The sequence below is a fragment of the Phenylobacterium sp. LjRoot219 genome, from assembly GCF_964252995.1.
GTDB lineage: Bacteria > Pseudomonadota > Alphaproteobacteria > Caulobacterales > Caulobacteraceae > Phenylobacterium.
This window is the reverse complement of the sequence record NZ_CAXUQI020000001.1, coordinates 2,130,326-2,149,928: the sequence shown is the minus strand read 5'-3', so window position 1 is coordinate 2,149,928 and position 19,603 is coordinate 2,130,326. Positions and strand designations below refer to the sequence as shown.

The 19,603-nt window shown below is 69.8% G+C and carries 21 protein-coding genes; 16 read left to right on the top strand and 5 right to left on the bottom strand.

The window, feature by feature from the left end:
- On the top strand, positions 1 to 1,521 hold the full coding sequence (locus tag ACSQ14_RS10570) for a DHA2 family efflux MFS transporter permease subunit (RefSeq protein ID WP_436012441.1): 1,521 nt from the start codon (positions 1 to 3) through the stop codon (positions 1,519 to 1,521).
- A 5-nt stretch (positions 1,522 to 1,526) separates the two neighbouring features.
- On the opposite strand, the gene ACSQ14_RS10565 is transcribed toward ACSQ14_RS10570, so the two are convergent.
- Positions 1,527 to 2,429: a cobalamin biosynthesis protein CbiG gene (locus tag ACSQ14_RS10565; RefSeq protein WP_436012439.1), complete on the bottom strand. Its 903-nt coding sequence runs from the start codon at positions 2,427 to 2,429 to the stop codon at positions 1,527 to 1,529.
- Between the two features lie 120 nt (positions 2,430 to 2,549).
- Between ACSQ14_RS10565 and ACSQ14_RS10560 the strand changes: the two genes are divergently transcribed.
- On the top strand, positions 2,550 to 3,467 hold the full coding sequence (locus ACSQ14_RS10560; protein ID WP_436012437.1) for a Gfo/Idh/MocA family protein: 918 nt from the start codon (positions 2,550 to 2,552) through the stop codon (positions 3,465 to 3,467).
- Here the strand turns inward: ACSQ14_RS10560 and ACSQ14_RS10555 are convergent.
- A complete protein-coding gene (locus ACSQ14_RS10555) occupies positions 3,464 to 4,897 on the bottom strand; it encodes a L,D-transpeptidase family protein (protein ID WP_436012435.1) in 1,434 nt (477 codons plus the stop codon). The genes ACSQ14_RS10560 and ACSQ14_RS10555 overlap by 4 nt on opposite strands.
- A gap of 174 nt (positions 4,898 to 5,071) precedes the next feature.
- Between ACSQ14_RS10555 and ilvD the strand changes: the two genes are divergently transcribed.
- A complete protein-coding gene (ilvD, locus tag ACSQ14_RS10550; protein WP_436012433.1) occupies positions 5,072 to 6,805 on the top strand; it encodes a dihydroxy-acid dehydratase in 1,734 nt (577 codons plus the stop codon).
- 134 nt (positions 6,806 to 6,939) lie between these two features.
- Here the strand turns inward: ilvD and ACSQ14_RS10545 are convergent, their stop codons facing one another.
- Positions 6,940 to 7,644, bottom strand: coding sequence for a hypothetical protein (locus ACSQ14_RS10545; protein WP_436012431.1), 705 nt, complete (start codon positions 7,642 to 7,644; stop codon positions 6,940 to 6,942).
- Positions 7,645 to 7,705: 61 nt separating this feature from the next.
- The gene (gene xth, locus ACSQ14_RS10540) at positions 7,706 to 8,485 is read right to left on the bottom strand and encodes an exodeoxyribonuclease III (RefSeq protein WP_436012429.1); all 780 of its coding nucleotides are present in this window, start codon (positions 8,483 to 8,485) and stop codon (positions 7,706 to 7,708) included.
- Between the two features lie 114 nt (positions 8,486 to 8,599).
- On the opposite strand from xth, the gene ACSQ14_RS10535 reads away from it, so the two are divergent.
- Entirely contained in the window at positions 8,600 to 9,274 is a 675-nt protein-coding gene (locus ACSQ14_RS10535) for a glutathione S-transferase family protein (protein WP_436012427.1), read from the top strand.
- 141 nt (positions 9,275 to 9,415) lie between these two features.
- Here the strand turns inward: ACSQ14_RS10535 and erpA are convergent, their stop codons facing one another.
- Entirely contained in the window at positions 9,416 to 9,751 is a 336-nt protein-coding gene (erpA, locus tag ACSQ14_RS10530; RefSeq protein ID WP_436012425.1) for an iron-sulfur cluster insertion protein ErpA, read from the bottom strand.
- Positions 9,752 to 9,834: 83 nt separating this feature from the next.
- Here erpA and ACSQ14_RS10525 point away from each other — a divergent pair, with 83 nt between their 5' ends.
- The 12 genes from ACSQ14_RS10525 to ACSQ14_RS10470 all read left to right on the top strand — a co-directional run bounded on the left by ACSQ14_RS10525 (position 9,835) and on the right by ACSQ14_RS10470 (position 19,357).
- Positions 9,835 to 11,010, top strand: coding sequence for a deoxyguanosinetriphosphate triphosphohydrolase (locus ACSQ14_RS10525; protein WP_436012423.1), 1,176 nt, complete (start codon positions 9,835 to 9,837; stop codon positions 11,008 to 11,010).
- Between the two features lie 142 nt (positions 11,011 to 11,152).
- Complete coding sequence (gene ftsN / locus ACSQ14_RS10520; RefSeq protein WP_436012421.1) at positions 11,153 to 11,968, top strand: cell division protein FtsN; 816 nt, start codon at positions 11,153 to 11,155, stop codon at positions 11,966 to 11,968.
- Entirely contained in the window at positions 11,965 to 12,981 is a 1,017-nt protein-coding gene (gene nagZ, locus ACSQ14_RS10515) for a beta-N-acetylhexosaminidase (protein WP_436012419.1), read from the top strand. Before ftsN ends, nagZ begins: the two co-directional genes overlap by 4 nt.
- 10 nt (positions 12,982 to 12,991) lie before the next feature.
- Positions 12,992 to 13,795, top strand: a complete 804-nt coding sequence (locus tag ACSQ14_RS10510) for a segregation and condensation protein A (RefSeq protein ID WP_436012417.1) — start codon at positions 12,992 to 12,994, stop codon at positions 13,793 to 13,795.
- Positions 13,792 to 14,430, top strand: a complete 639-nt coding sequence (scpB, locus tag ACSQ14_RS10505) for an SMC-Scp complex subunit ScpB (protein ID WP_436012415.1) — start codon at positions 13,792 to 13,794, stop codon at positions 14,428 to 14,430. Before ACSQ14_RS10510 ends, scpB begins: the two co-directional genes overlap by 4 nt.
- 24 nt (positions 14,431 to 14,454) lie before the next feature.
- The gene (locus ACSQ14_RS10500) at positions 14,455 to 14,643 is read left to right on the top strand and encodes a hypothetical protein (RefSeq protein ID WP_436012413.1); all 189 of its coding nucleotides are present in this window, start codon (positions 14,455 to 14,457) and stop codon (positions 14,641 to 14,643) included.
- A gap of 104 nt (positions 14,644 to 14,747) precedes the next feature.
- Positions 14,748 to 14,954, top strand: coding sequence for a twin-arginine translocase TatA/TatE family subunit (locus ACSQ14_RS10495; RefSeq protein ID WP_436012411.1), 207 nt, complete (start codon positions 14,748 to 14,750; stop codon positions 14,952 to 14,954).
- 61 nt (positions 14,955 to 15,015) lie between these two features.
- On the top strand, positions 15,016 to 15,495 hold the full coding sequence (tatB, locus tag ACSQ14_RS10490; protein WP_436012409.1) for a Sec-independent protein translocase protein TatB: 480 nt from the start codon (positions 15,016 to 15,018) through the stop codon (positions 15,493 to 15,495).
- Positions 15,492 to 16,415: a twin-arginine translocase subunit TatC gene (tatC, locus tag ACSQ14_RS10485; RefSeq protein WP_436012407.1), complete on the top strand. Its 924-nt coding sequence runs from the start codon at positions 15,492 to 15,494 to the stop codon at positions 16,413 to 16,415. The genes tatB and tatC overlap by 4 nt, the downstream gene beginning before the upstream one ends.
- A 226-nt stretch (positions 16,416 to 16,641) precedes the next feature.
- Positions 16,642 to 17,922 (top strand): serine--tRNA ligase, encoded by a 1,281-nt coding sequence (gene serS / locus ACSQ14_RS10480; RefSeq protein WP_436012405.1) that lies wholly within the window; start codon positions 16,642 to 16,644, stop codon positions 17,920 to 17,922.
- Complete coding sequence (gene surE, locus ACSQ14_RS10475) at positions 17,919 to 18,695, top strand: 5'/3'-nucleotidase SurE (protein ID WP_436012403.1); 777 nt, start codon at positions 17,919 to 17,921, stop codon at positions 18,693 to 18,695. Before serS ends, surE begins: the two co-directional genes overlap by 4 nt.
- 2 nt (positions 18,696 to 18,697) lie before the next feature.
- The gene (locus tag ACSQ14_RS10470) at positions 18,698 to 19,357 is read left to right on the top strand and encodes a protein-L-isoaspartate(D-aspartate) O-methyltransferase (RefSeq protein WP_436012401.1); all 660 of its coding nucleotides are present in this window, start codon (positions 18,698 to 18,700) and stop codon (positions 19,355 to 19,357) included.
- Positions 19,358 to 19,603 lie beyond the last annotated feature (246 nt).

Here is a 19,603-nt window from a genome sequence, read left to right as displayed (position 1 = left end):
ATGAACGACGCCGAAGTCGATCCAACGACACGGGTGCTCGCGACCGGCGGGCTGATGCTGGCCGTGATCATGCAGGCGCTCGACTCGACGATCGCCAACGTCGCCCTGCCGCACATGATGGGCAGCCTGTCGGCCGCCCAGGACCAGATCACCTGGGTGCTGACCTCCTACATCGTCGCCGCGGCCATCATGACGCCGTTCTCCGGCTGGCTGGCGCTGAAGATCGGCCGCAAGCCGATGTTCCTGTTCTCGATCGTCGCCTTCGTCCTCGCCTCGGTGCTGTGCGGGGTCGCCACCAACCTGCCGGAGATGGTCTTCTTCCGCCTGCTGCAGGGGTTCGCCGGGGCCGGGATGATGCCGCTCTCCCAAGCGGCGATCTTCGACCTCTGGCCGGCCGAGGTGATGCCGCGGGTGATGTCGATCTGGAGCGCGACCATCATGGTCGGGCCGATCCTGGGGCCGACGCTCGGCGGCTACCTGACCGAGCACTTCTCCTGGCGCTGGGTCTTCTACATCAACGTGCCGGTGGGGGCGCTGGCCTTCGCCCTGGTCTATTTCGCCTTGCCGGCGAACGAGGGCGGCCGGCAGCGGCCGTTCGATTTCATCGGCTTCGGCGCGCTGGTGCTGTTCACCGGCTGCATCCAGCTGATGGCCGACCGCGGCCCCAGCCTCGACTGGTTCTACGCCCGCGAGATCTGGATCGAGGCGATCCTGGCGCTCTGCGGGCTGTACGTCTTCGTCGTCCAGACGCTGACGGCCGAGCACCCCTTCTTCCCGCGCGAGGTGCTGCGCGACCGCAACTTCGTGACCTGCACCATCATGATCTTCGCCATGGCGGTGCTGCTCTATTCGACCAACGCCCTGATGCCGTCGTTCATGCAGAACCTGATGGGCTATTCGGCGCTGCAGAGCGGGGAGGTCTCGATGTACCGGGGCTTCGGCTCGATGGCCGCCTTCGCCCTGGTGCCCTGGATGGCGCGGGTGTTCCGGCCGCGGCCGACGGTGACGCTCGGCGTCCTGATCTCCGGCTACGGCCTGTGGCTGATGGCGCACTTCGACCTGTCGATGACCGCCGCCAACATCAAGGCCGCTGGCGTGCTGCAGGGCTTCGGCATGGGCCTGATGGCCAATCCCCTGGCGGTGCTGAGCTACGCCACCATCAGCGCCGCGCATCGCACCGAGGCGGCGGTGTTCAGCACCGTGGTGCGGACCATGGGCGCCAGCCTGGGCATCGCCGGGCTGCAGGCCATGCTGACCCAGCAGAGCGCCGCCGCGCACGAGCGGCTGGCGGCCAACATCATCGAGAGCGATCCGGTGGTCCGCTGGAGCCTGCCACAAGTGTTCGGCGGGGCGCACGGTCTGGACGGGCTCAACGCCGAGATCACCCGGCAGGGCTCGGTGATGGCCTATGACGCCATCTTCGCCTGGATGGCGCTCGCCAGCCTGCTGCTGGTCCCGATGTTGCTGATCCTGCGGCCGGCGAGGGCCGAAGACCTCGTCCAGGAGGTGGTGGAGGCCTGAGCGGGCTAGCTGCCCGCGCCCAGGATCCAGCCTTCCTCGCGCTCGGCGTCGAGCACCACGTCCGGCGGCGTGCCGGCCGGCGGCGCGAACAGGGCGGCGAGCTTTCCGGCCTCGTCGAGCTTGGCGAAATGTTCAGCTGCGGCGCGCACTTGCGCCAGATCCTTCACCTCGGCGGGGGCGACCTGGACCTTCACCAGCGAGGGGTAGACCTCGGCCACCACGGTCTGGACGCCAGCCAGGGCGTCCTCGGTCAGCGCCTTGAAGCCGGTCTCGAACGGCCAGACCTTCAACGCCTCGCCGCGGGCGAGCTTCAGGCGCTTCACCGCCGGGATGCCGAGGATCGACTGCCCGCCGACCGAGCCGTTGTAGTAGAGCTTCCAGATCGAGGCCGCGCCCTTGGCCGCGAGATCGGCGTGCCGGAATTCCGGCAGGTCGTCGGGCCCGTGCGCGCGGCTGCGCTTCGGTTGCAGGGTGGTCAGCGCGTCTTTCGGCGGGCACCCCCAAAACGGGAACGGACCGCCGGTCAGCCGTCGGTTGATCTCCGCGCCGACGCCGAAGCGGTTGTTGGTGTTGTCGACCTTGTCCTTGGCCATCTTGTCGATCTGGTCCCAGACCGCCCGCCAAGGCGGGTCGCCGGGCAGATTCAGGGCCGCGGCGAAACCGCGCGGGAAGGCCAGCGAGAAGTCGAAGCCGAGCAGGGCGCGTTCGCCGCGCTTTTTCAGGTCGTCGAGAATCGCCGCCAGCCGCTTCTCCGCCTCGGCGCGGGTCGGCGGATTGTAGCTTTCGAAGGCCATACGGAAGCGCACGTCTCGCTTCAGCACGCCGATCCAGATCGAGTCGGCGCCCGTCGTCGGCTTCGAGGCCGCGCTCCAGTCGACGATGATGAAGGCGCTGAAAAGGCGCGGCACGAGCGGCTCCCGGGCGAAACGGAAGCATGAGTTCTAACCCGCGCATCGGGGCGGGCCAATCGCCTTCGGGTGGCGTCGGCGGCTTTGACCTGCTAGGCGCAGCGCGATCCGGAGAGCAGCATGACAGAGTCCAAGGTCCTACGGGGCGGCGTGATCGGCGCTGGCGTGTTCGGCGGCTATCATGCGCGCCAATACGCGAAGCAGGACGGCGCGGTGCTGTCGGCCGTGCTCGATCCACATCCCGAGCGGGCAGCGAAGGTCGCCGTGCCGCTCGGCGGGCGCGCCTTCCACGACATGGCCAGCTTCCTGGACGCGGTGGACGTGGTGACGATCGCCTCGCCGGCGACGGTTCACGCCCAGCACGCCCTGGCCGCGATCGAGGCCGGCAAGTCGATCTATGTGGAGAAGCCGCTCGCGGTGAGCCTGGTCGATGCGGAGAAGATCCGCGCCGCCGCCGCCGCCCGCAATCTCGTCGTCGCCTGCGGTCACCAGGAGCGCGTGGTGTTCCGCGCGATGGGCCTGCTGGACGTCCCCGAGCAGCCGCTGCGCCTGGAGGCGCTGCGGCATGGTCCGCCGTCGGAGCGCAGCCAGGACGTCTCGGCCGTGCTCGACCTGATGGTTCACGACATCGACCTAGCGCTCGCGCTCACCACCGCGCGGCCGCAGCCGGCGCGGGTCAGCGCCGAAGGCGGCTGGAACGACATCCGCGCCGAGGTGGGCTTCGACGACGGCTTCACCGCGGTGTTCGACGTCTCCCGCCAGGCGCCGGCGCGCGAGCGCACCATGCGGGTGGTCTTCCCCTCAGGCGAGGTCGAGATCGACTTCCTGGCGCGGACCTTCCGCAACACCACGCCGTTCGAGCTCAATCCGGACTTCGCCGACACGCCGGCCGGCCGGGATCCGCTGGGCGCCAGCGTGCACAGCTTCCTGATGGCCGTCAGCGGTCATGCGCCGAGGCCGGTGGTCACCGCCGACGAGGCGATCGGCGCCCTCCAAGTCGCCGTCGCCGTCGAGGAATCGGCCAAGGCGACGGTCTAGGCCGAGCGCTTTCGCGCCTCGTAACGATCGAGCAGCCCAAGCAGCTGGGTGTCCCAGCCGTAGACGTCGGGCAGATAGGCGATCTGGTCGGCCTGCGGCACGGCGGTCAGGTACATCAGCCGTACGGGCACCGGCTGGTCGAGCTTGACGCGCGTGGTCCGGCCCGACGCCAGGACCTTGTCGAGCCGCGCCGCCGACCAGCCCGGCTGCTGGGAAATCAAGGTTCGGGCGAGCTCCACCGCGCGGGCCAGGCGCACGCAGCCATGGCTCACCGTGCGCTGGGCGCGGTTGAACGCCGCCTTCGACGGCGTGTCGTGCAGGTAGACGGCGTAGTCGTTGGGAAAGTCGAACTTCACGAGGCCGAGCGCGGTGTGCGGGCCGGGGCGCTGGATCAGCCGGCCGTCGCGCCAGACGAAGCCGCGCGAGCGCATGTAGGCGCGGCCCTTCGGCACGATTTCCTCGCGCGCAATCCGCTGCGGCACGTACCAGGGCGGGTTGAGAACGAGGCTGTCGATCGCCGAGGTCAGCATCGGCGTTTCGTCGCCCTTCTTCCCGGCGGCGACCAGCATGTGGGTCACGGGCTGGTTGTCGGCGAAGTAGTTCATCTCCGCCGAGGCGATGTTCACGTCGATGCGGGTGGCGGGCTCGGCGCGGGGCAGCCAGCGCTGGCGCTCCATATTGGCCCGCAGCGCGTCGCCCGGGTTCAGCAGGGGAGTGTTCAGCTTCTTCACGGTGGCGTCGTCGAGATAGCCGCTCGGCGGCAAGCCGTGCGCGGCCTGATAGCGCTGCAGGGACGCGATCAGCGCCTCGTCGACCGGCGTCTCCTCGGGGACGTCGATGAGCTCCGGGAACTCGAGGGCGAGGCGCTTGCGCAGCGCCGCCGTCGTCCTGTCCTGCGCGCCGAGCGCCAGGGGCGCTGCGGCGACCTTGGGGCGGGGCGGAGGCTTCTCGCCCCTCAGGTAGGCCACATAGGCGGCCTGCAGCGCCTGGTAGGTCGGCGACTTGGACGGCAGGTCGTCGAGCCATGCCTTCAGCGTTCCGGCCCGGATCGCCGCGTTTAGCTCCGCTTCGGCGTCATAGGCGGCAGGCTTCTGTCCCCAGTCGCGGGGCCTGGCCCCCGCCGGAACGGTCAGGCCGCGATGGGCCCGGGCGTAGTCCACGACGATCGCGCGCAGTTGGCGTTCGCCCTCGGCCTGTTGGGCTGCGTCCGCGGAGTTGACCAACTCTGCGATGTGATCCGTGCGGAAGCGCTTGGCGGCGAAGCCATGGTCGGGCGCAGCCTTGAGCGCCTCCATGGCCATCTCGGCGTCCTTCCCCCTGAAGGGAGGCGGCGGCAGCGGCCGTGGCGGCGGCGTGACCTCGGCGGTGGCGGCCGGCGTCGGGGACTTGCGCTGGCAGGCGGCGAGCGCGCCGGCGATCGCCAGCGCCATGAGCGCTCGCCGGGACGGATGGAAACTGGGCGCGGAAGGCCGCGCGTCGACTTGGTTTTGCACTGTCATCGGAAGATGAACGCGCAAGCGCCGCTGTGGTGGCGGTGAAGCCGCACGGCGCTTTTCCACGCCTCGCGCGCTTTAGAGTCCGCCTCCTGCTGGGAGATCCTGACCATGCATCGCAAGCCGGACGGCGGATGGGACAAGTCGCGACTGCCCAGCCGCCACGTCACCGAGGGCCCGGAGCGGGCCCCGCATCGATCCTACTACTACGCCATGGGCCTGGGCAGCCGCGAGATCGATCAGCCGTTCGTCGGCGTCGCCTCCTGCTGGAACGAGGCGGCGCCCTGCAACACCTCGCTGATGCGCCAGGCGCGGGCCGCGGCCGAGGGCGTCAAGCGCGCCGGCGGCACCCCGCGCGAGTTCGTCACCATCACCGTGACCGACGGCATCGCCATGGGCCACGAGGGGATGCGCTCGTCGCTGGTCAGTCGCGACGTCATCGCCGACTCGGTCGAGCTGACGATGCGCGGCCATGCCTATGACGCCCTGATCGGCGTCGCCGGCTGCGACAAGAGCCTGCCGGGCATGATGATGGCCATGCTGCGGCTCAACGCGCCGAGCGCCTTCATCTACGGCGGCTCGATTCTGCCTGGGCAGTGGCACGGTCGCGAAGTGACGGTGCAGGACGTCTTCGAGGGCGTCGGCCGGCACGCCGCCGGACGGATGAGCCTGGAGGACCTCTGCGACCTGGAGCAGCACGCCTGTCCCGGCGACGGCGCCTGCGGCGGCCAGTACACCGCCAACACCATGGCCTGCGTCTCCGAGGCCATCGGCCTGGCGCTGCCGCTGTCGTCGGCGCTGCCGGCGGCCTACCTCGACCGCGATCGCTACGCCGAGGCCACCGGCGAGACGGTGATGCGGCTGATCGAGACCAATCTTCGGCCGCGCGACATCTGCACCCGCGAAGCGTTCGAGAACGCCGCCGTGGTCATCGCCGCGACCGGCGGCTCGACCAATGGCGGTCTGCACCTGCCGGCCATGGCCCATGAAGCCGGCCTGGAGTTCACCCTGCGCGACGTCTGCGAGGTCATGAGGCGCACGCCCTATCTCGCCGACCTGATGCCGGGCGGCCGCTATCCGGCGAAGCGGATGGGTGAGGCCGGCGGCGTGCCGATGCTGCTGCGCACCCTGCTGGACGCCGGGCTGATCCACGGCGACTGCCTGACGGTCACCGGCAGGACGATTCGCGAGAACCTCGAGGGCGTGGTCTGGCGCAGCGACCAGGACGTGATCCGGCCGGTCGCCGACCCGCTGTCGCCGACCGGCGGGGTGGTCGGCCTGTGGGGCTCGCTCGCCCCCGACGGGGCGATCGTCAAGGTCGCCGGCCTGGCGCACCGCCGTCACCGCGGCCCCGCCCGGGTGTTCGATGGCGAGGAGGCCTGTTTCGCCGCGGTGCAGGCGGGCGACTACAAGCCGGGCGACGTGCTGGTGATCCGCTACGAGGGACCGCGCGGCGGACCGGGCATGCGCGAGATGCTGGCCACCACCGCGGCGATCTACGGCCAGGGTATCAGCGACCAGGTGGCGCTGATCACCGACGGCCGCTTCTCCGGGGCGACCCGCGGCCTCTGCATCGGCCACGTGGGCCCGGAGGCGCAGGCCGGCGGACCGATCGCCCTGGTCCGGGACGGCGACATCATCGCGATCGACGCCGATGCCGGCAGTCTCGACCTCGAGGTCGATCCCATCGAGCTGGAGCATCGCGCCCGCGACTGGGCGCCCCGGGCGACCGACTACAATTCCGGCGCGCTATGGAAATTCGCCCAGCTGGTTGGCCCCGCCTACCTCGGCGCGGTGACTCATCCCGGCGGGCGGGCCGAGACGCACGTCTATGCGGATATCTGAGTTTTACCCGCCTCCGTCATCCCGGCCGCAGCGAAGCGGAGAGCCGGGACCCAGGCGGTTCTGCCGTGCGGTCGCCCTGGGTCCCGGATGGCCTTGCAGGCCGTCCGGGAAGGTGTTCGCCTGCGGGACGGACTCTACCGACCGACAGCCTCGTCGTCCGCGTCCTCGTCTTCGTCCAGGTCGAACGGCAGCTCCTGATGCGGATCGGCCGGGATCGGCGCGGGCGCTGGGGTGGGGCGGGGCGGTTGCGGCGCCTCGGCGGCGACGGGCGGCGCCGCTTGAGGCGGCGGGAGGGAGGCGAGGCGCGTGACCGGCCCCTGCTTGCGGCGGAACACCGACTCGACCCGGGCGAGCCAGCGGTTGCCCTCCTCGACGGCGGTGGCCGCGTCCGGGCCGCGGCGGCTCGCGCGGGCGGCGCTCCAGAGCTCGAGGACGAAGTCGGCGTACTGCGGATCGTCGAACACCAGCCGTAGGGCGACCTGTTTCTCCGCGCCGTCCAACACGTCCAGCGGCCGGCGCGGCTCGCCCCGGAAGGCGCGGGCGGCGACCTGGTTGTCGACGATCAGCTCGACGCCGAGGAGTTCGTCCATCCGGTAGATCAGGCACCAGGCCCCGGCGTCCCAGGCCACCGCCATGGTGTTGCTGGTGAAGTTGAAGCCGGCGCCGCGGCCGCGGCCGTAGGCGATGATCTCCGCGTGGCTCTCGCCGCGGAGCACTCGGCGCAGGCCACGGCGGATCCGGCGGGCCTCCTCGTTGTACCAGGCCACCGCGCCGCCGAGCGACGCCAGCGCCACCGCGGCGACGCCGATCAGGACCAGGAAGGGGCCAAGCTGAGTCATCGCCCCGAAGCTAAGCCGTAACGGCCGCGCGCGAAACGGTTTTGCGGCCGGGGCGCGACCGTCAGACGTCGAGTTCGATGACCAGCGGCACGTGGTCCGAGGGCTTGTCCCAGCCGCGCACGTCGCGATGGATCGAGACCCCGCGCAGCCGGTCGGCCGCCTGCGGCGAGAGCAGGGCGTGGTCGATGCGGATGCCGTTGTTCCGTTGCCAGGCGCCGGCCTGATAGTCCCAGAAGGTGTAGGCGCCCGGCGCGCCGTCGGCCTGCAGATAGGCTTCGGTCAGGCCCAGCCACTTCAGCGCCCGGAACGCCGCGCGGGTCTCCGGCTGGAAGAGGGCGTCTTCCACCCAGTTCTGCGGGAACTCCGCGTCGCGCGGTTCGGGGATCACGTTATAGTCGCCGAGCAGGGCCAGCGGCTCCTCGTAGGCCAGCAGGGCCTGGGCATGGCGGCGCAGCCGGTCCATCCAGGCCAGCTTGTAGCTGAACTTCTCGGTGCCGATCGGATTGCCGTTCGGCAGGTAGATGGAGGCCACCCGCACCGGCTGCGGTCCGGAGACCACGGCTTCGATGTAGCGGGCGTGGTCGTCGCCGTCGCCTTCCGGCAGGCCGCGGCGGATGTCCTCCAGCGGGTGCTTCGAGAGCAGGGCCACGCCGTTGTACGACTTCTGGCCATGGACCGCGACGTTATAGCCAAGCCGTTCAAAGGCTTCGGCGGGAAACTTCTCGTCGACGCACTTGATTTCCTGCAGGCAGGCGACGTCGGGCTGGGCCTCTTCGAACCAGCGGACGACCGTCTCCAGCCGCGCGTTGACCGAGTTCACGTTCCAGGTGGCGATGCGCATGACGACTCCGAGGTGCGGCGGCGAAGCTAGTGGTCGGCCGGGTCGGGCTCAAGGCGGCTTGCGCAGCCGTCTTCAGACGCTTAAGTGTTCGCTTAACTGATGTGGAGAAGTCTCATGGCGCTTGAGCTGCATTTGCACCCGTTGTCGTCCTATTGCTGGAAGGTGCTGATCGCCCTGTACGAGCAGGGGACGCCGTTCGAACCGGTGGTGGTGAACCTCGGCGATCCGGCGGAGCGTGAGGCGCTTCTGAAGCTCTCGCCGTTCGGCAAGATCCCAGCGCTGCGCGACAGGACCCGCGGCGCCGAGGTGTTCGAGACCAGCATCATCATCGAGTATCTCGACCGACATTATCCCGGCGCGGTTCGATTGATCCCCGGGGAGGCCGACCAAGCGCTCGAGGCGCGGCTGTGGGATCGCGTCTTCGACCACCACGTGATGAACGCCTTCCAGCCGATCGTGAGCGATCGGCTCCGTCCGGCGGACCAGCGCGATCCGCTGTCGGTGCAGATGGCGCGCGCCAACCTCCGGCACGCCTATGGGGTGATCGAGCAGCGGCTGGCCGGACGGACCTGGGCGGCGGGCGAGGCCTTCAGCCTGGCCGACTGCGCCGCGGCGCCGGCGCTGTTCTATGCGGCGATCGCCGAGCCGCTGGACGGCTTCCCGGTGACGGCGGCCTACCGCGCGCGCCTGCTCGAGCGTCCGAGCGTCGCCCGCGCCATCAGCGAGGCCAAGCCGTACTTCGCGATGTTCCCGGCGACGGATGAAGAGCGGGCGCGGTTGCCGGCTTAGCCCCGACACCGCATGTCATCCCGGAAAGCCGCGTTTGCGGCTTGTCCGGGATCCAAGAACGCGGCCACGCAGGTAGCGCTCGTAATCGCCGTGTTCTTGGGTACCGGTCTTCGCTCCGCGAAACCGGGATGACAGTTGAAGCTAGACCGAGAAGCTGACGCCGCAGCCGCAGCTGGACTTGGCGTTGGGGTTGCGGATGCGGAACTCCGCGCCGGCCAGTTCGTCGACGAAGTCGATCTCCGAGCCCTTCAGCAGGGCCAGCGACATCTCGTCGACCAGGGCGGCCGCGCCGTCGCGCTCGATCCTCAGGTCGTCGGGCTGGGCCTCGTCGACCAGGTCGAACAGATACTGGAAGCCGGAGCAGCCGCCGCCTTCCACCGCGACACGCAGCATGACCGCACGGCCTTCGGCTTCGCCGATCGAGCGGATTCGGCGGGCGGCGCTGGGGGAAAGGGTCAGGTCGAGGCTCACGGTCATGCGCTGTTAAACGAAAACTCTGCAAAGCCTATATGAGGTGCTCTTGGGCTTCGACCAAGAGGCCACTGCAATGCAAGGCTCTGATGCCGTCGATCCCGCCCCGCGCGCCCTACGCCGAAAGCCCGTCCCGGTCCCGCGGTCGCAAGTTCGCCGAGGACCTCAGCAAGACGCGCAGCGCCTTCGCCCGCGACCGCGACCGGATCATTCACACCAGCGCGTTTCGCCGGCTGAAGGAGAAGACCCAGGTCTTCGTCGCGCATGAAGGCGACCACTTCCGCACCCGGCTGACGCATTCGCTGGAAGTGGCGCAGATCGCCCGCTCGATCGCCACCGCGCTGGGGCTCGACCCGGATCTCGCCGAGACCGTGGCGCTGGCCCATGACCTCGGCCACCCGCCGTTCGGCCACGCCGGCGAGGACGAGCTGCAGATCCAGATGCAGAACTACGGCGGTTTCGATCACAATGTGCAGACCTTCCGGGTCGTGACGAAGCTGGAGCGCCGCTATCCGCGCTTCGAGGGCCTGAACCTCACCTGGGAGACGCTGGAAGGGGTCATCAAGCACAACGGCCCGGTGGCCGATAAGCTTGAGAAGCCGTCCTGGCGGGGGATCGCCGAGTTCGACGCGCAGTACGACCTGCGGCTCTCGACCTGGGCCTCGGCCGAGGCCCAGGTGGCGGCGCTGGCCGACGACATCGCCTACAACAACCACGACGTCGACGACGGCGTGCAGGCGGGCCTCTTCACCCTGGAGGAGCTGCGCGCGGTGCCGTTGATTGGGCCGCAGATCGAGGGCGCCTGGGCCGACTATCCCGACTGCGATCCCAGCATCATCCGACTGGAGGCGGTCCGGCGGATGATCGGCGCGATGGTCGACGACGTGATGGCCGAGACGCGCCGGCGGGTCGAGCAGGGCGGGGTGAAGAGCCCGGAGGACGTGCGCACGCTCGGTCAGGCGCTGATCAGCTTCTCCCGCGACATGGCCGAGGATCTGTCGGCGCTGCGGCTCTTCCTGATGGAGCGAATGTACCGGCACTGGAAGGTCAATCGCACCCGCAGCCAGGCGCGGCGGATCCTGGCCGAGATGTTCCAGCTGTTCATGGCCGAGCCGGAGGTCCTGCCGACCGAATGGTACCAGCGGCTCCAGGGGCGCGACGAGGCCGGGCGGGCGCGGATGATCTGCGACTACATCGCCGGGATGACCGACCGCTACGCGATCGAGGAGCACCGCAAGCTCTTCCACCTGGAAGTCTGGAACTGATCGTCCGACAGCGGCGAAACGTCGCCCAAAGAAAATCCGATCGGGGCGGTTCGGCGACCCGCCGCCTTGGCTAGAGTTGCGGCTTGAAAGCGTGCGATTCGCGGCCTGGCCTCGCGCGTCTTTGAGGAGTTCGGAGATGGCGATGGCTGATCACGACCGCGGCGCGTACGCCCCACCCACAGCCGACGCGCCCCTGTCGTTCGACGCGCGGCAACCGGTCCGCGGGGCGCGGCCGTTCCCCGTCACCCTGATCATCAGCGGCCTGGTCCTGGTGGGCCTGATCGTGGCCATCGTCCTGTTCTACCGCTCAGGCGTGCGCGAGGCGGGCCAGGCGCCGCAGACCGTGGGCACGCCGGTCGCCGAGATGAAGAGCGCCGCGCCGGCTGACGCCCAGCCGCAAGATCCCGCGGCCGGCCTGCAGATTTATCAATCCGAGGGTGGCCAGGCCGCACCGGCCGGGCCGAACTTCGTGCCGCCGCCCGAGCAGCCCGCCGCCCGGCCGGAACCGCAAGCTCCGCCGCCGCCGGCCGCCGCGCCGACCACGCCGGTGGGCGCCGGCGCAGCCCTGCGCCCGGCGGCTGCGCCCGCCGCCGCCCCGGCCGCCGTCGCTCCGGTTCCGCCGGCTCCAGCGCCCGCGCCCAAAGCCATCCAGGCGCCGCTTCCGCCGCCGCCCGCCGCCAAGCCGGCCCCGACTCCGGCCCCCGCGGCCGCCAAGGCCGGCGCCGCTGCGGTGCAGATCGGCGCGGTGTCCTCGACGGCGCTCGCCGACAAGGCCTGGAGCAAGGCGGTCGCCGCCGCGCCGGGCCTGGCCGTCGGCAAGGGCAAGGGCGTCGAGCGCATCGAGCGCGACGGCAAGACGCTCTACCGCACCTCGGTCACCGGCTTCGCCAGCAAGGCCGAGGCCTCGGCCTTCTGCGGCAAGCTGAAGGCCGCCGGCACCGATTGCTTCGTCAAGTGAGCGTCCGGGCCTGCATCCTCGGCTGCGCCGGGACCACGCTGAGCCGTGAAGAGGTCGCCTTCTTCCGCGACGTGAAGCCCTGGGGCTTCATCCTCTTCGCCCGCAACGTCGAGACGCCGGACCAGGTCCGCCAACTGGTCGACGCGCTGCGCGAGACGGTCGGCCGACCGGACGCGCCGGTGCTGATCGACCAGGAAGGCGGCCGGGTCCAGCGCCTGAAGCCGCCGCACTGGCCGATCTATCCGCCGGGCCGGACCTACGGCCAGCTGCCGGGCAATGACCCGCTGCTGCGCCGCGAGATCACCCGGCTGGGGGCGCGGCTGATCGCCCACGACCTGGCGAGCCTGGGGATCAACGTCGACTGCGTGCCGGTGCTGGACGTGCCCGATCCGCACGGCCACGAGATCATCGGCGACCGGGCCTATGGCGACACCCCGGAACAGGTGGCCTACCTCGGCCGCGCCGCCGCCGAAGGGCTGATCGCCGGCGGCGTGCTGCCGGTGATCAAGCACATCCCCGGTCACGGCCGGGCGAAGGCCGACAGCCACCTCGAACTGCCGGTGGTTGACGCCAGCTGGGACGAGCTCGACGCCCGCGACTTCGCGCCGTTCCGGGTGCTCTCCGACATGCCGATGGCGATGACCGCCCACGTGATCTATTCGGCGATCGATCCGAAGCGACCGGCGACGACCTCGAAGAAGGCGATGCGCAAGGTCATCCGCGGGGCGATCGGCTTCGACGGCCTGGTGATGAGCGACGACCTGTCGATGAAGGCGCTGAGCGGCGATTTCGCCGAGCGGGCCGAGCAGTCGATCGCCGCCGGCTGCGACGTGGTTCTGCACTGCAACGGCGACATGGCGGAGATGAAGCCGGTGGTCGAAGGCTGCGGGGCCTTGAAGGGCCGCGCCAAGCGCCGGGCCGAGGCGGCCATGGCGCGGATCGCCCGCGCGCCCGAGCCGCTCGACATCGACGAGGCGCGGGCCCGGTTCGCCGCGGCGCTCGGAACCAGCTAGGTTCGGCGGCATGAGCCAGCCGTTCCAGCCGAACCTGGACTTCACCGCCGCGGCCAGCGCCGCGGAAGACGGCGAGGCCCTGGTCGTCGAGCTGGAAGGCTACGAAGGCCCGCTGCACGTGCTGCTGGCGCTCGCCCGCGGCCAGAAGGTCGATCTGCTGCAGCTGTCGGTGAGCAAGCTCGCCGACCAGTATCTGACGTTCGTCCAGCAGGCGCGGCGCCGGCGGTTCTCGCTGGCGGCCGACTATCTGGTGATGGCGGCCTGGCTGGCCTACCTGAAGTCCCGGCTGCTGCTGCCGAAGCTCGAGCGGCCCAAGGCCGAGGAACTCCCGGCCGAGGAGATGGCGGCGCGGCTCGCCTATCGCCTGGCCAAGCTGGATGCGATGCGCAACGCCGGCGAGGCGTTGAAGGTCCGGCCTCAGCTCGGCCGCGACGTGTTCGGCCGCGGCGATCCCGAAGCCATCAAGGTGATTCCCTCGGGCCGGATCGAGGGCGACCTCTATCAGCTGATGAGCGCCTACATCGGCCAGCGGGTGAAAGAGGTGAAGCGCTACTACACGCCGCGCCCGCCCCAGGCCTATCCGCTGGAGGACGCGCGCGAGCGGCTGCGCAAGCTGCTGCCCGACCTCGACCGCTGGACCTCGCTGACCGGCGTCGCCCCGACCGGAACGGCGGGGCAGGGGCCGTCGCGGGCCTCCTATGTCGCCTCGACGCTCTCGGCCAGCCTGGAGCTGGTGAAGGAGGGGGCGCTGGAAGCCCGGCAGCTCGAAGCCTTCGCCGACATCTACATCCGCTCGAAGGAGCCGCGGTCGTGACGGGGTTGGAGGAAACCGAACGCGAGATCGAGGCGCTGCTCTTCGCCGCGGCGGGCCCGTTGAGCGAAGCCGACTTGGCGCAACGCCTGCCCGAGGGGGCCGAGGTGAAGGCCGCGATCGCCGCGCTGCAGGCGCGCTATGAGGGCCGCGGCGTCGAACTGGTCCGCGTCGCCGACCGCTGGCGATTCCAGACCGCCGCCGACCTGACCTGGCTGATGACCGAGGAGAAGGAGGAGCCGCGCCGGCTGTCGAAGGCCGCGCAGGAGACTCTCGCGATCATCGCCTACCACCAGCCGGTGACGCGGGCGGAGATCGAGGCCGTGCGCGGCGTGCAGGCGAGCAAGGGCACCCTGGACGTACTGCTGGAGCTGGGCCTGGTGCGGATGCGCGGTCGCCGGCGCACGCCAGGACGGCCGGTGACCTACGGCACTACCGACGCCTTCCTCGAACACTATGGGCTGGCCAGCCTGTCCGACCTGCCGGGCATGGCGGAGATGAAGGCCGCGGGGCTGCTGTCGCTCGACCTGCCGCCGGACTTCGTGGTGCCCAATCCCGAGGCGACGGCCGCCGATGAAGATCCGCTGGACGATCAAGCGCCGCAGTTCCACATTGATTACGTGGGCGAGGACAACTGAAGCGGGGCGCGCGCGATGGTGAGCATGTCGATCTGGCACTGGCTGATCATCGCCGGCTACGTCTTTCTGGTGTGCTTTCCGATCGCGAAGATCCTGCGTCGGTTGGGGTTTTCCGGTTGGTGGGCGTTGCTCGCGGTTGTTCCGTTGGGGAATCTGGTCGCGCTATGGATCTTGGCCTTCAACCGCTGGCCGCGTGAACCCGCGAGCAACTGACGCGGCCGGCTTGATGGCGCATCTGTCACAGACCGCTTATATATCCCGCTGAATCTTGGCGTCGGGCGCATCGTCGCGCGCCGCGCAAATGGAGTTTCGCCGATATGGGTTCTCTTTCCATCTGGCACTGGCTGATCGTGCTGGTCATCGTGGCGCTGGTCTTTGGCGGCCGCGGCAAACTGTCTGGCCTGATGGGCGACGCCGGCAAGGGCATCAAGGCCTTCCGCGAAGGCCTCAAGGAAAGCGAGCAGAACAAGGAAACCGCCGCCGCCAAGCCGCTCCCGAGCGAATCGGAAAAGGACCAGGCGTAAGAACGAGGTCGCGCATGCACCGCGGCTTTCGCCGTGGCTGCGAAGCGCGTAAGCCTTAGCCATGTTTCCTGAAGGACGCGCCCTCGAATTCCTGCTGGCCGCGGTCGTCGCGCTCGTCGTCGTCGGGCCGAAGGACCTGCCTGTGCTGATGCGCAAGCTCGGTCAGTTCCTCGGCAAGATGCGGGCGATGGCGGCCGAGTTCCGCGCCAGCTTCGACGAGATGGCCCGCCAGTCCGAGCTCGACGAACTCCGCAAGGAGGTCGAGGCCATGCGCCACGCCCAGTTCGCCGATGTCGCCGCGCAGGCCGGCCAGGCCGAGGTGCAGGACGTCTTCACCGACATCCGGCAGGATCTCGACGGGGTCACCCACGACCTGCACGGCGGGCCGCCTGCGCCGGAGCCGGCGATCGCCGCGCCTGCGCCGGAGGCCCCCAAGGCCAAGCCGCGGGCCCCGCGCAAGACCGCCGCGGCGACCGCTGCGGCGCCCAGCAAGACGGCGGCCAAGCCGCGCACCCGCAAGAAGGCGGAGCCTGAGGCGTGAGCTACGAACCCGAAGAGTCGGAGATCGAGGCGTCCCGCGCGCCGCTGCTCGACCATCTGATCGAACTGCGGAAGCGGCTGATCATCAGCCTGCTGGCGCTGGGCGTCGCCTTCTTCATCAGCTTCGCCTTCGCCACCCAGATCTTCACCGTACTGCTGCACCCGTTCACCGTCGCCGCGCAGCTGCTGGCGATCCGTGAGGCCGAGGCGGCGCATACCTCGAGTTTCGACTTCCTGGCGGTGCTGACCGGCGCCAAGGCCATGTTCCTGGCGCTGATCGGCGCGGTGGAGCTGCCCGCGACGCCCGGCAAGGTGACCAACCTGGTCTTCACCGCGCCGCTGGAGTTCTTCTTCACCAAGATCAAGCTGGCGGGTCTGGGCGCGGTGGCGCTCTCCTTCCCGGTGCTCGCCTGGCAGATCTACGCCTTCGTCGCGCCGGGCCTCTACAAGCGCGAGCGCAAGGCCTTCCTGCCGTTCCTGCTCGCCGCGCCGACGCTGTTCCTGATCGGGGCGGCGCTCGTCTACTACGTCATCCTGCCCTTCGTGCTGTGGTTCTCGCTCTCGCAGCAGATCGTCGGCGCCGGGGCGATCTCGGTGCAGCTGCTGCCGAAGGTCTCCGACTACTTCAGCCTGGTGACCACCCTGGTGCTGGCCTTCGGCCTCTGCTTCCAGCTGCCGGTCGTGCTGACCCTGCTGGGCATGGCTGGGTTCGTCACCTCGAAGCAGCTGATGAGCGGCTGGCGCTACGCCGTGGTGGCGGTGTTCATCGTCGCCGCCATCGTCACCCCGCCGGACCCGATCAGCCAGCTGCTGCTCGCGCTGCCGATCATCGGCCTCTACTTCGCGTCGATCGCCTGCGTGAAGGTGATCGAAGTGCGCCGCGCCAAGGAAGAGGCGAGCCAGGAAGTGGCGCCGGTTTAGGCTGAGCGCCTGGGCGGCGGTCGGTTCTGCCGAACGCCCCCTCAGTCCGCTTCGCGGACAGCTCCCCCGCTTTGCGGTGGAGCATCTTGGCTCCCAGATCCTCCACCGCAAAGGGGGGGAGGTGGATCCCGCCGCAGGCGGGAGACGGAGGGGGCGTTCAAGGGGCTTGGCCCGTCCGCCGACGCGCTCTAGACAGGACCGCCTCCCAAAGCCGCCAGCGGTCGCCATGCACGACATTCGAGCCATTCGCGAAAACCCCGAGCTCTACGAGCAGCACTGGGCGGCGAAGGGCGTTTCCGGCCGCGTGGCGGAGATCCTCGACCTCGACGGCAAGCTGCGCGCGGCGCAGACGGCGCTGCAGGCCGCCCAGGCCGAGCGCAACGAAGCCTCGAAGAAGATCGGCCAGGCCAAGGCCAAGAAGGACGAGGCCGAGGCGACGCGCCTGATGGCCCACGTCGAGACCTTGAAGAAGACGCTGGAAGAGCAGACCGAGCTCGAGCGCGAGCTTGGCGAACTGCTGCGCCAGGTGCTGGCCGCGCTGCCGAACCTGCCGGCGACGGATGTCCCGGCGGGCGAGGACGAGAACGACAACGTCGAAGTCCGTCGCTGGGGCGAGCCGCGGGCGATCGCCGCGCCGAAGGATCACGTCGATCTCGGCGAAGGCCTGGGCCTGCTGGATTTCGAGGCCGCGGCGCGGATGAGCGGCGCCCGATTCGCGGTTCTGAAGGGCCAACTCGCCCGCCTGGAGCGCGCGCTCGGCCAGTTCATGCTCGACGTGCAGACCAGCGAGCACGGCTACACCGAGGTGTCGCCGCCGCTGCTGGTGCGCGACGAAGCGGCGTTCGGCACCGGACAGCTGCCGAAGTTCGCCGAGGACCTGTTCCACACCACCGACGGCCGTTGGCTGATCCCGACCGCCGAGGTCTCGCTGACCAACCTCGTGCGCGAGCAGATCACCGCGCAGGAGCAGCTGCCGCTGCGGCTGACGGCGCTCACCCCGTGCTTCCGCTCGGAGGCCGGGGCTTCGGGGCGCGACACCCGGGGGATGATCCGCCAGCACCAGTTCTACAAGGTCGAGCTCGTGTCGATCACCGCGCCGGAGGATTCCGAGGCGGAGCATGAGCGGATGGTGGCCTGCGCCGAGACCGTGCTGAAGCGGCTCGAGCTGCCGTACCGCACCATGCTGCTGTGCGCCGGCGACATGGGCTTCTCGGCGCGCAAGACCTACGACCTGGAGGTCTGGATCCCGTCGGAGAACCGTTACCGCGAGATCAGCTCCTGCTCGAACTGCGGCGAGTTCCAGGCCCGCCGGATGGACGCCCGCACCAAGGCCGCCGGGGAGAAGGGCACGCGCTTCGTGCACACCCTCAACGGCTCTGGCCTGGCGGTCGGCCGGACCTTGGTGGCGGTGATGGAGAACTACCAGGAGGAGGACGGGCGGATCGCCGTGCCTGAGGCGCTGAAGCCCTATCTGCCGGGCCTGACGCACATCGAGGCGCCGCGGTGAGGATCCTCCTCACCAACGACGACGGCATCAACGCGCCGGGCCTGGCGGCGCTGGAGCGAATCGCTCGCCAGCTGACCGACGACGTCTGGATCTGCGCGCCGGAGTACGAGATGTCCGGCGCCAGCCGGGCGCTGACCCTTTCCGAGCCGGTGCGGGTGCGCACGGTCGGCGAGCGGCGCTTCTCGACCACCGGCACGCCGACGGACTGCGTGATGCTGGCGCTGCGCGAGCTGGTCGAGGGCGCTAAGCCGGACCTGGTGCTGTCGGGCGTCAACCGTGGGGCAAACCTGGCCGAGGACGTGACCTTGTCGGGCACGGTCGCCGGCGCGATCGAGGCGATGGCGCTGGGCGTGCCCGGCGTCGCCCTCTCGCAGATGGGCGGCAAGGGGCCGGACGAGAGCTTCTTCGACGTCTCTGAACATTTTGCGCCGGGCATCCTCAAGCGCCTCGTCGAGGTGGGCTGGCCGACCGACGTGGTGATGAACCTCAACTTCCCCAGCGCGCCGATCGACGAGGTGACCGCCGTGGAGGTGACCCGCCAGGGCTTCCGCGACGTGCAGATCCGCACCGCCGAGAAGCGCACCGACCTGCGCGGTCGGGAATATTTTTGGATCGGCTTCCGCCATGAGATGTCCAAGCCCGCCGAGGGCACCGACCTGCGTGCGCTCTACGAGAAGCGCATTTCGGTGACGCCGCTGCATATTGACCTGACCCACCAGCCGACCGTGTACGACCTCAAGGGCGTGCTGGGCGGGGCCCCGCCGAGGCTCTAACGATGAGCGAGCCGCACGAGGACACGCCCGAGGCGCAAATGGCGCGCCTCATTCTGGGGCTGCGCAGCCAGGGCGTCACCGACGCCAAGGTTCTGAAGGCGATCGAATCGACGCCGCGCGAGCTCTTCACGCCGCAGCTGTTCAAGGAACGTGCCTTCGAGGATTCGGCGCTGCCGATCGCCTGCGGGCAGACGATCAGCCAGCCGTTCATCGTCGGCCTGATGTCTCAGGCGCTGAAGCTCGACCGCCGCTCGCGGGTGCTCGAGATCGGCACTGGCTCCGGCTATCAGACGGCGATCCTCTCGAAGCTCGCCCGGCTGGTCTACACGGTCGAGCGCTATCGCACGCTGATGCGCGAGGCCGAGGGGCGCTTCAAGGAACTCGGCCTGACCAACGTCATCACCCGCTTCGGCGACGGCGGGGAGGGGTGGCCCGAGCAGGCGCCTTTCGACCGCATTATGGTCACAGCGGCGGCGCCGGGCGAACCTACAGCCCTGCTTCACCAGCTGAAGCCGTCGGGCGTCCTTGTCGCCCCGATCGGCCGGGGACCGGTGCAGACGCTGCGCCGCTACACCGGCGACGGCAAGGGCGGCTTTCAGGTGGAGGACCTGATCGACGTCCGCTTCGTGCCGCTGCTCGAGGGCGTCGCGAAGGAACCCTGAAGCGAAGGTCTGTGGTGGCCGCATCGCGATGCCGGCGGCCGGCGGACCGCTCGCGCCTCCAGTGCGGCGCTTTGCCGGTTGGCTCGATGAAGGGGGCTGACCCATGATCGCCACGCTCCCCCGACTGATTCTCTCACGCCTAAGCCCAATTCCGGAGCGGTGATGACGCATTTTCTGCAGCGGACGGCCCTGATTGCGCTGGCGACCGGCGCGCTTGGGGCGTGTTCGACCACGCAAACGGATGGC

Bases quoted from the DNA above. Each gene is read 5' to 3' on its own strand.
- serS (WP_436012405.1), top strand. From the start codon at position 16,642: ATGCACGACATTCGAGCCATTCGCGAAAACCCCGAGCTCTACGAGCAG.
- ACSQ14_RS10560 (WP_436012437.1), top strand. From the start codon at position 2,550: ATGACAGAGTCCAAGGTCCTACGGGGCGGCGTGATCGGCGCTGGCGTG.
- ftsN (WP_436012421.1), top strand. From the start codon at position 11,153: ATGGCTGATCACGACCGCGGCGCGTACGCCCCACCCACAGCCGACGCG.
- ACSQ14_RS10555 (WP_436012435.1), bottom strand. From the start codon at position 4,897: ATGGCGCTGGCGATCGCCGGCGCGCTCGCCGCCTGCCAGCGCAAGTCC.
- ACSQ14_RS10510 (WP_436012417.1), top strand. From the start codon at position 12,992: ATGAGCCAGCCGTTCCAGCCGAACCTGGACTTCACCGCCGCGGCCAGC.
- ACSQ14_RS10525 (WP_436012423.1), top strand. From the start codon at position 9,835: ATGCCGTCGATCCCGCCCCGCGCGCCCTACGCCGAAAGCCCGTCCCGG.
- ACSQ14_RS10495 (WP_436012411.1), top strand. From the start codon at position 14,748: ATGGGTTCTCTTTCCATCTGGCACTGGCTGATCGTGCTGGTCATCGTG.
- erpA (WP_436012425.1), bottom strand. From the start codon at position 9,751: ATGACCGTGAGCCTCGACCTGACCCTTTCCCCCAGCGCCGCCCGCCGA.
- ACSQ14_RS10570 (WP_436012441.1), top strand. From the start codon at position 1: ATGAACGACGCCGAAGTCGATCCAACGACACGGGTGCTCGCGACCGGC.
- xth (WP_436012429.1), bottom strand. From the start codon at position 8,485: ATGCGCATCGCCACCTGGAACGTGAACTCGGTCAACGCGCGGCTGGAG.
- ACSQ14_RS10500 (WP_436012413.1), top strand. From the start codon at position 14,455: ATGTCGATCTGGCACTGGCTGATCATCGCCGGCTACGTCTTTCTGGTG.
- tatB (WP_436012409.1), top strand. From the start codon at position 15,016: ATGTTTCCTGAAGGACGCGCCCTCGAATTCCTGCTGGCCGCGGTCGTC.
- ACSQ14_RS10545 (WP_436012431.1), bottom strand. From the start codon at position 7,644: ATGACTCAGCTTGGCCCCTTCCTGGTCCTGATCGGCGTCGCCGCGGTG.
- ACSQ14_RS10535 (WP_436012427.1), top strand. From the start codon at position 8,600: ATGGCGCTTGAGCTGCATTTGCACCCGTTGTCGTCCTATTGCTGGAAG.
- ilvD (WP_436012433.1), top strand. From the start codon at position 5,072: ATGCATCGCAAGCCGGACGGCGGATGGGACAAGTCGCGACTGCCCAGC.
- ACSQ14_RS10470 (WP_436012401.1), top strand. From the start codon at position 18,698: ATGAGCGAGCCGCACGAGGACACGCCCGAGGCGCAAATGGCGCGCCTC.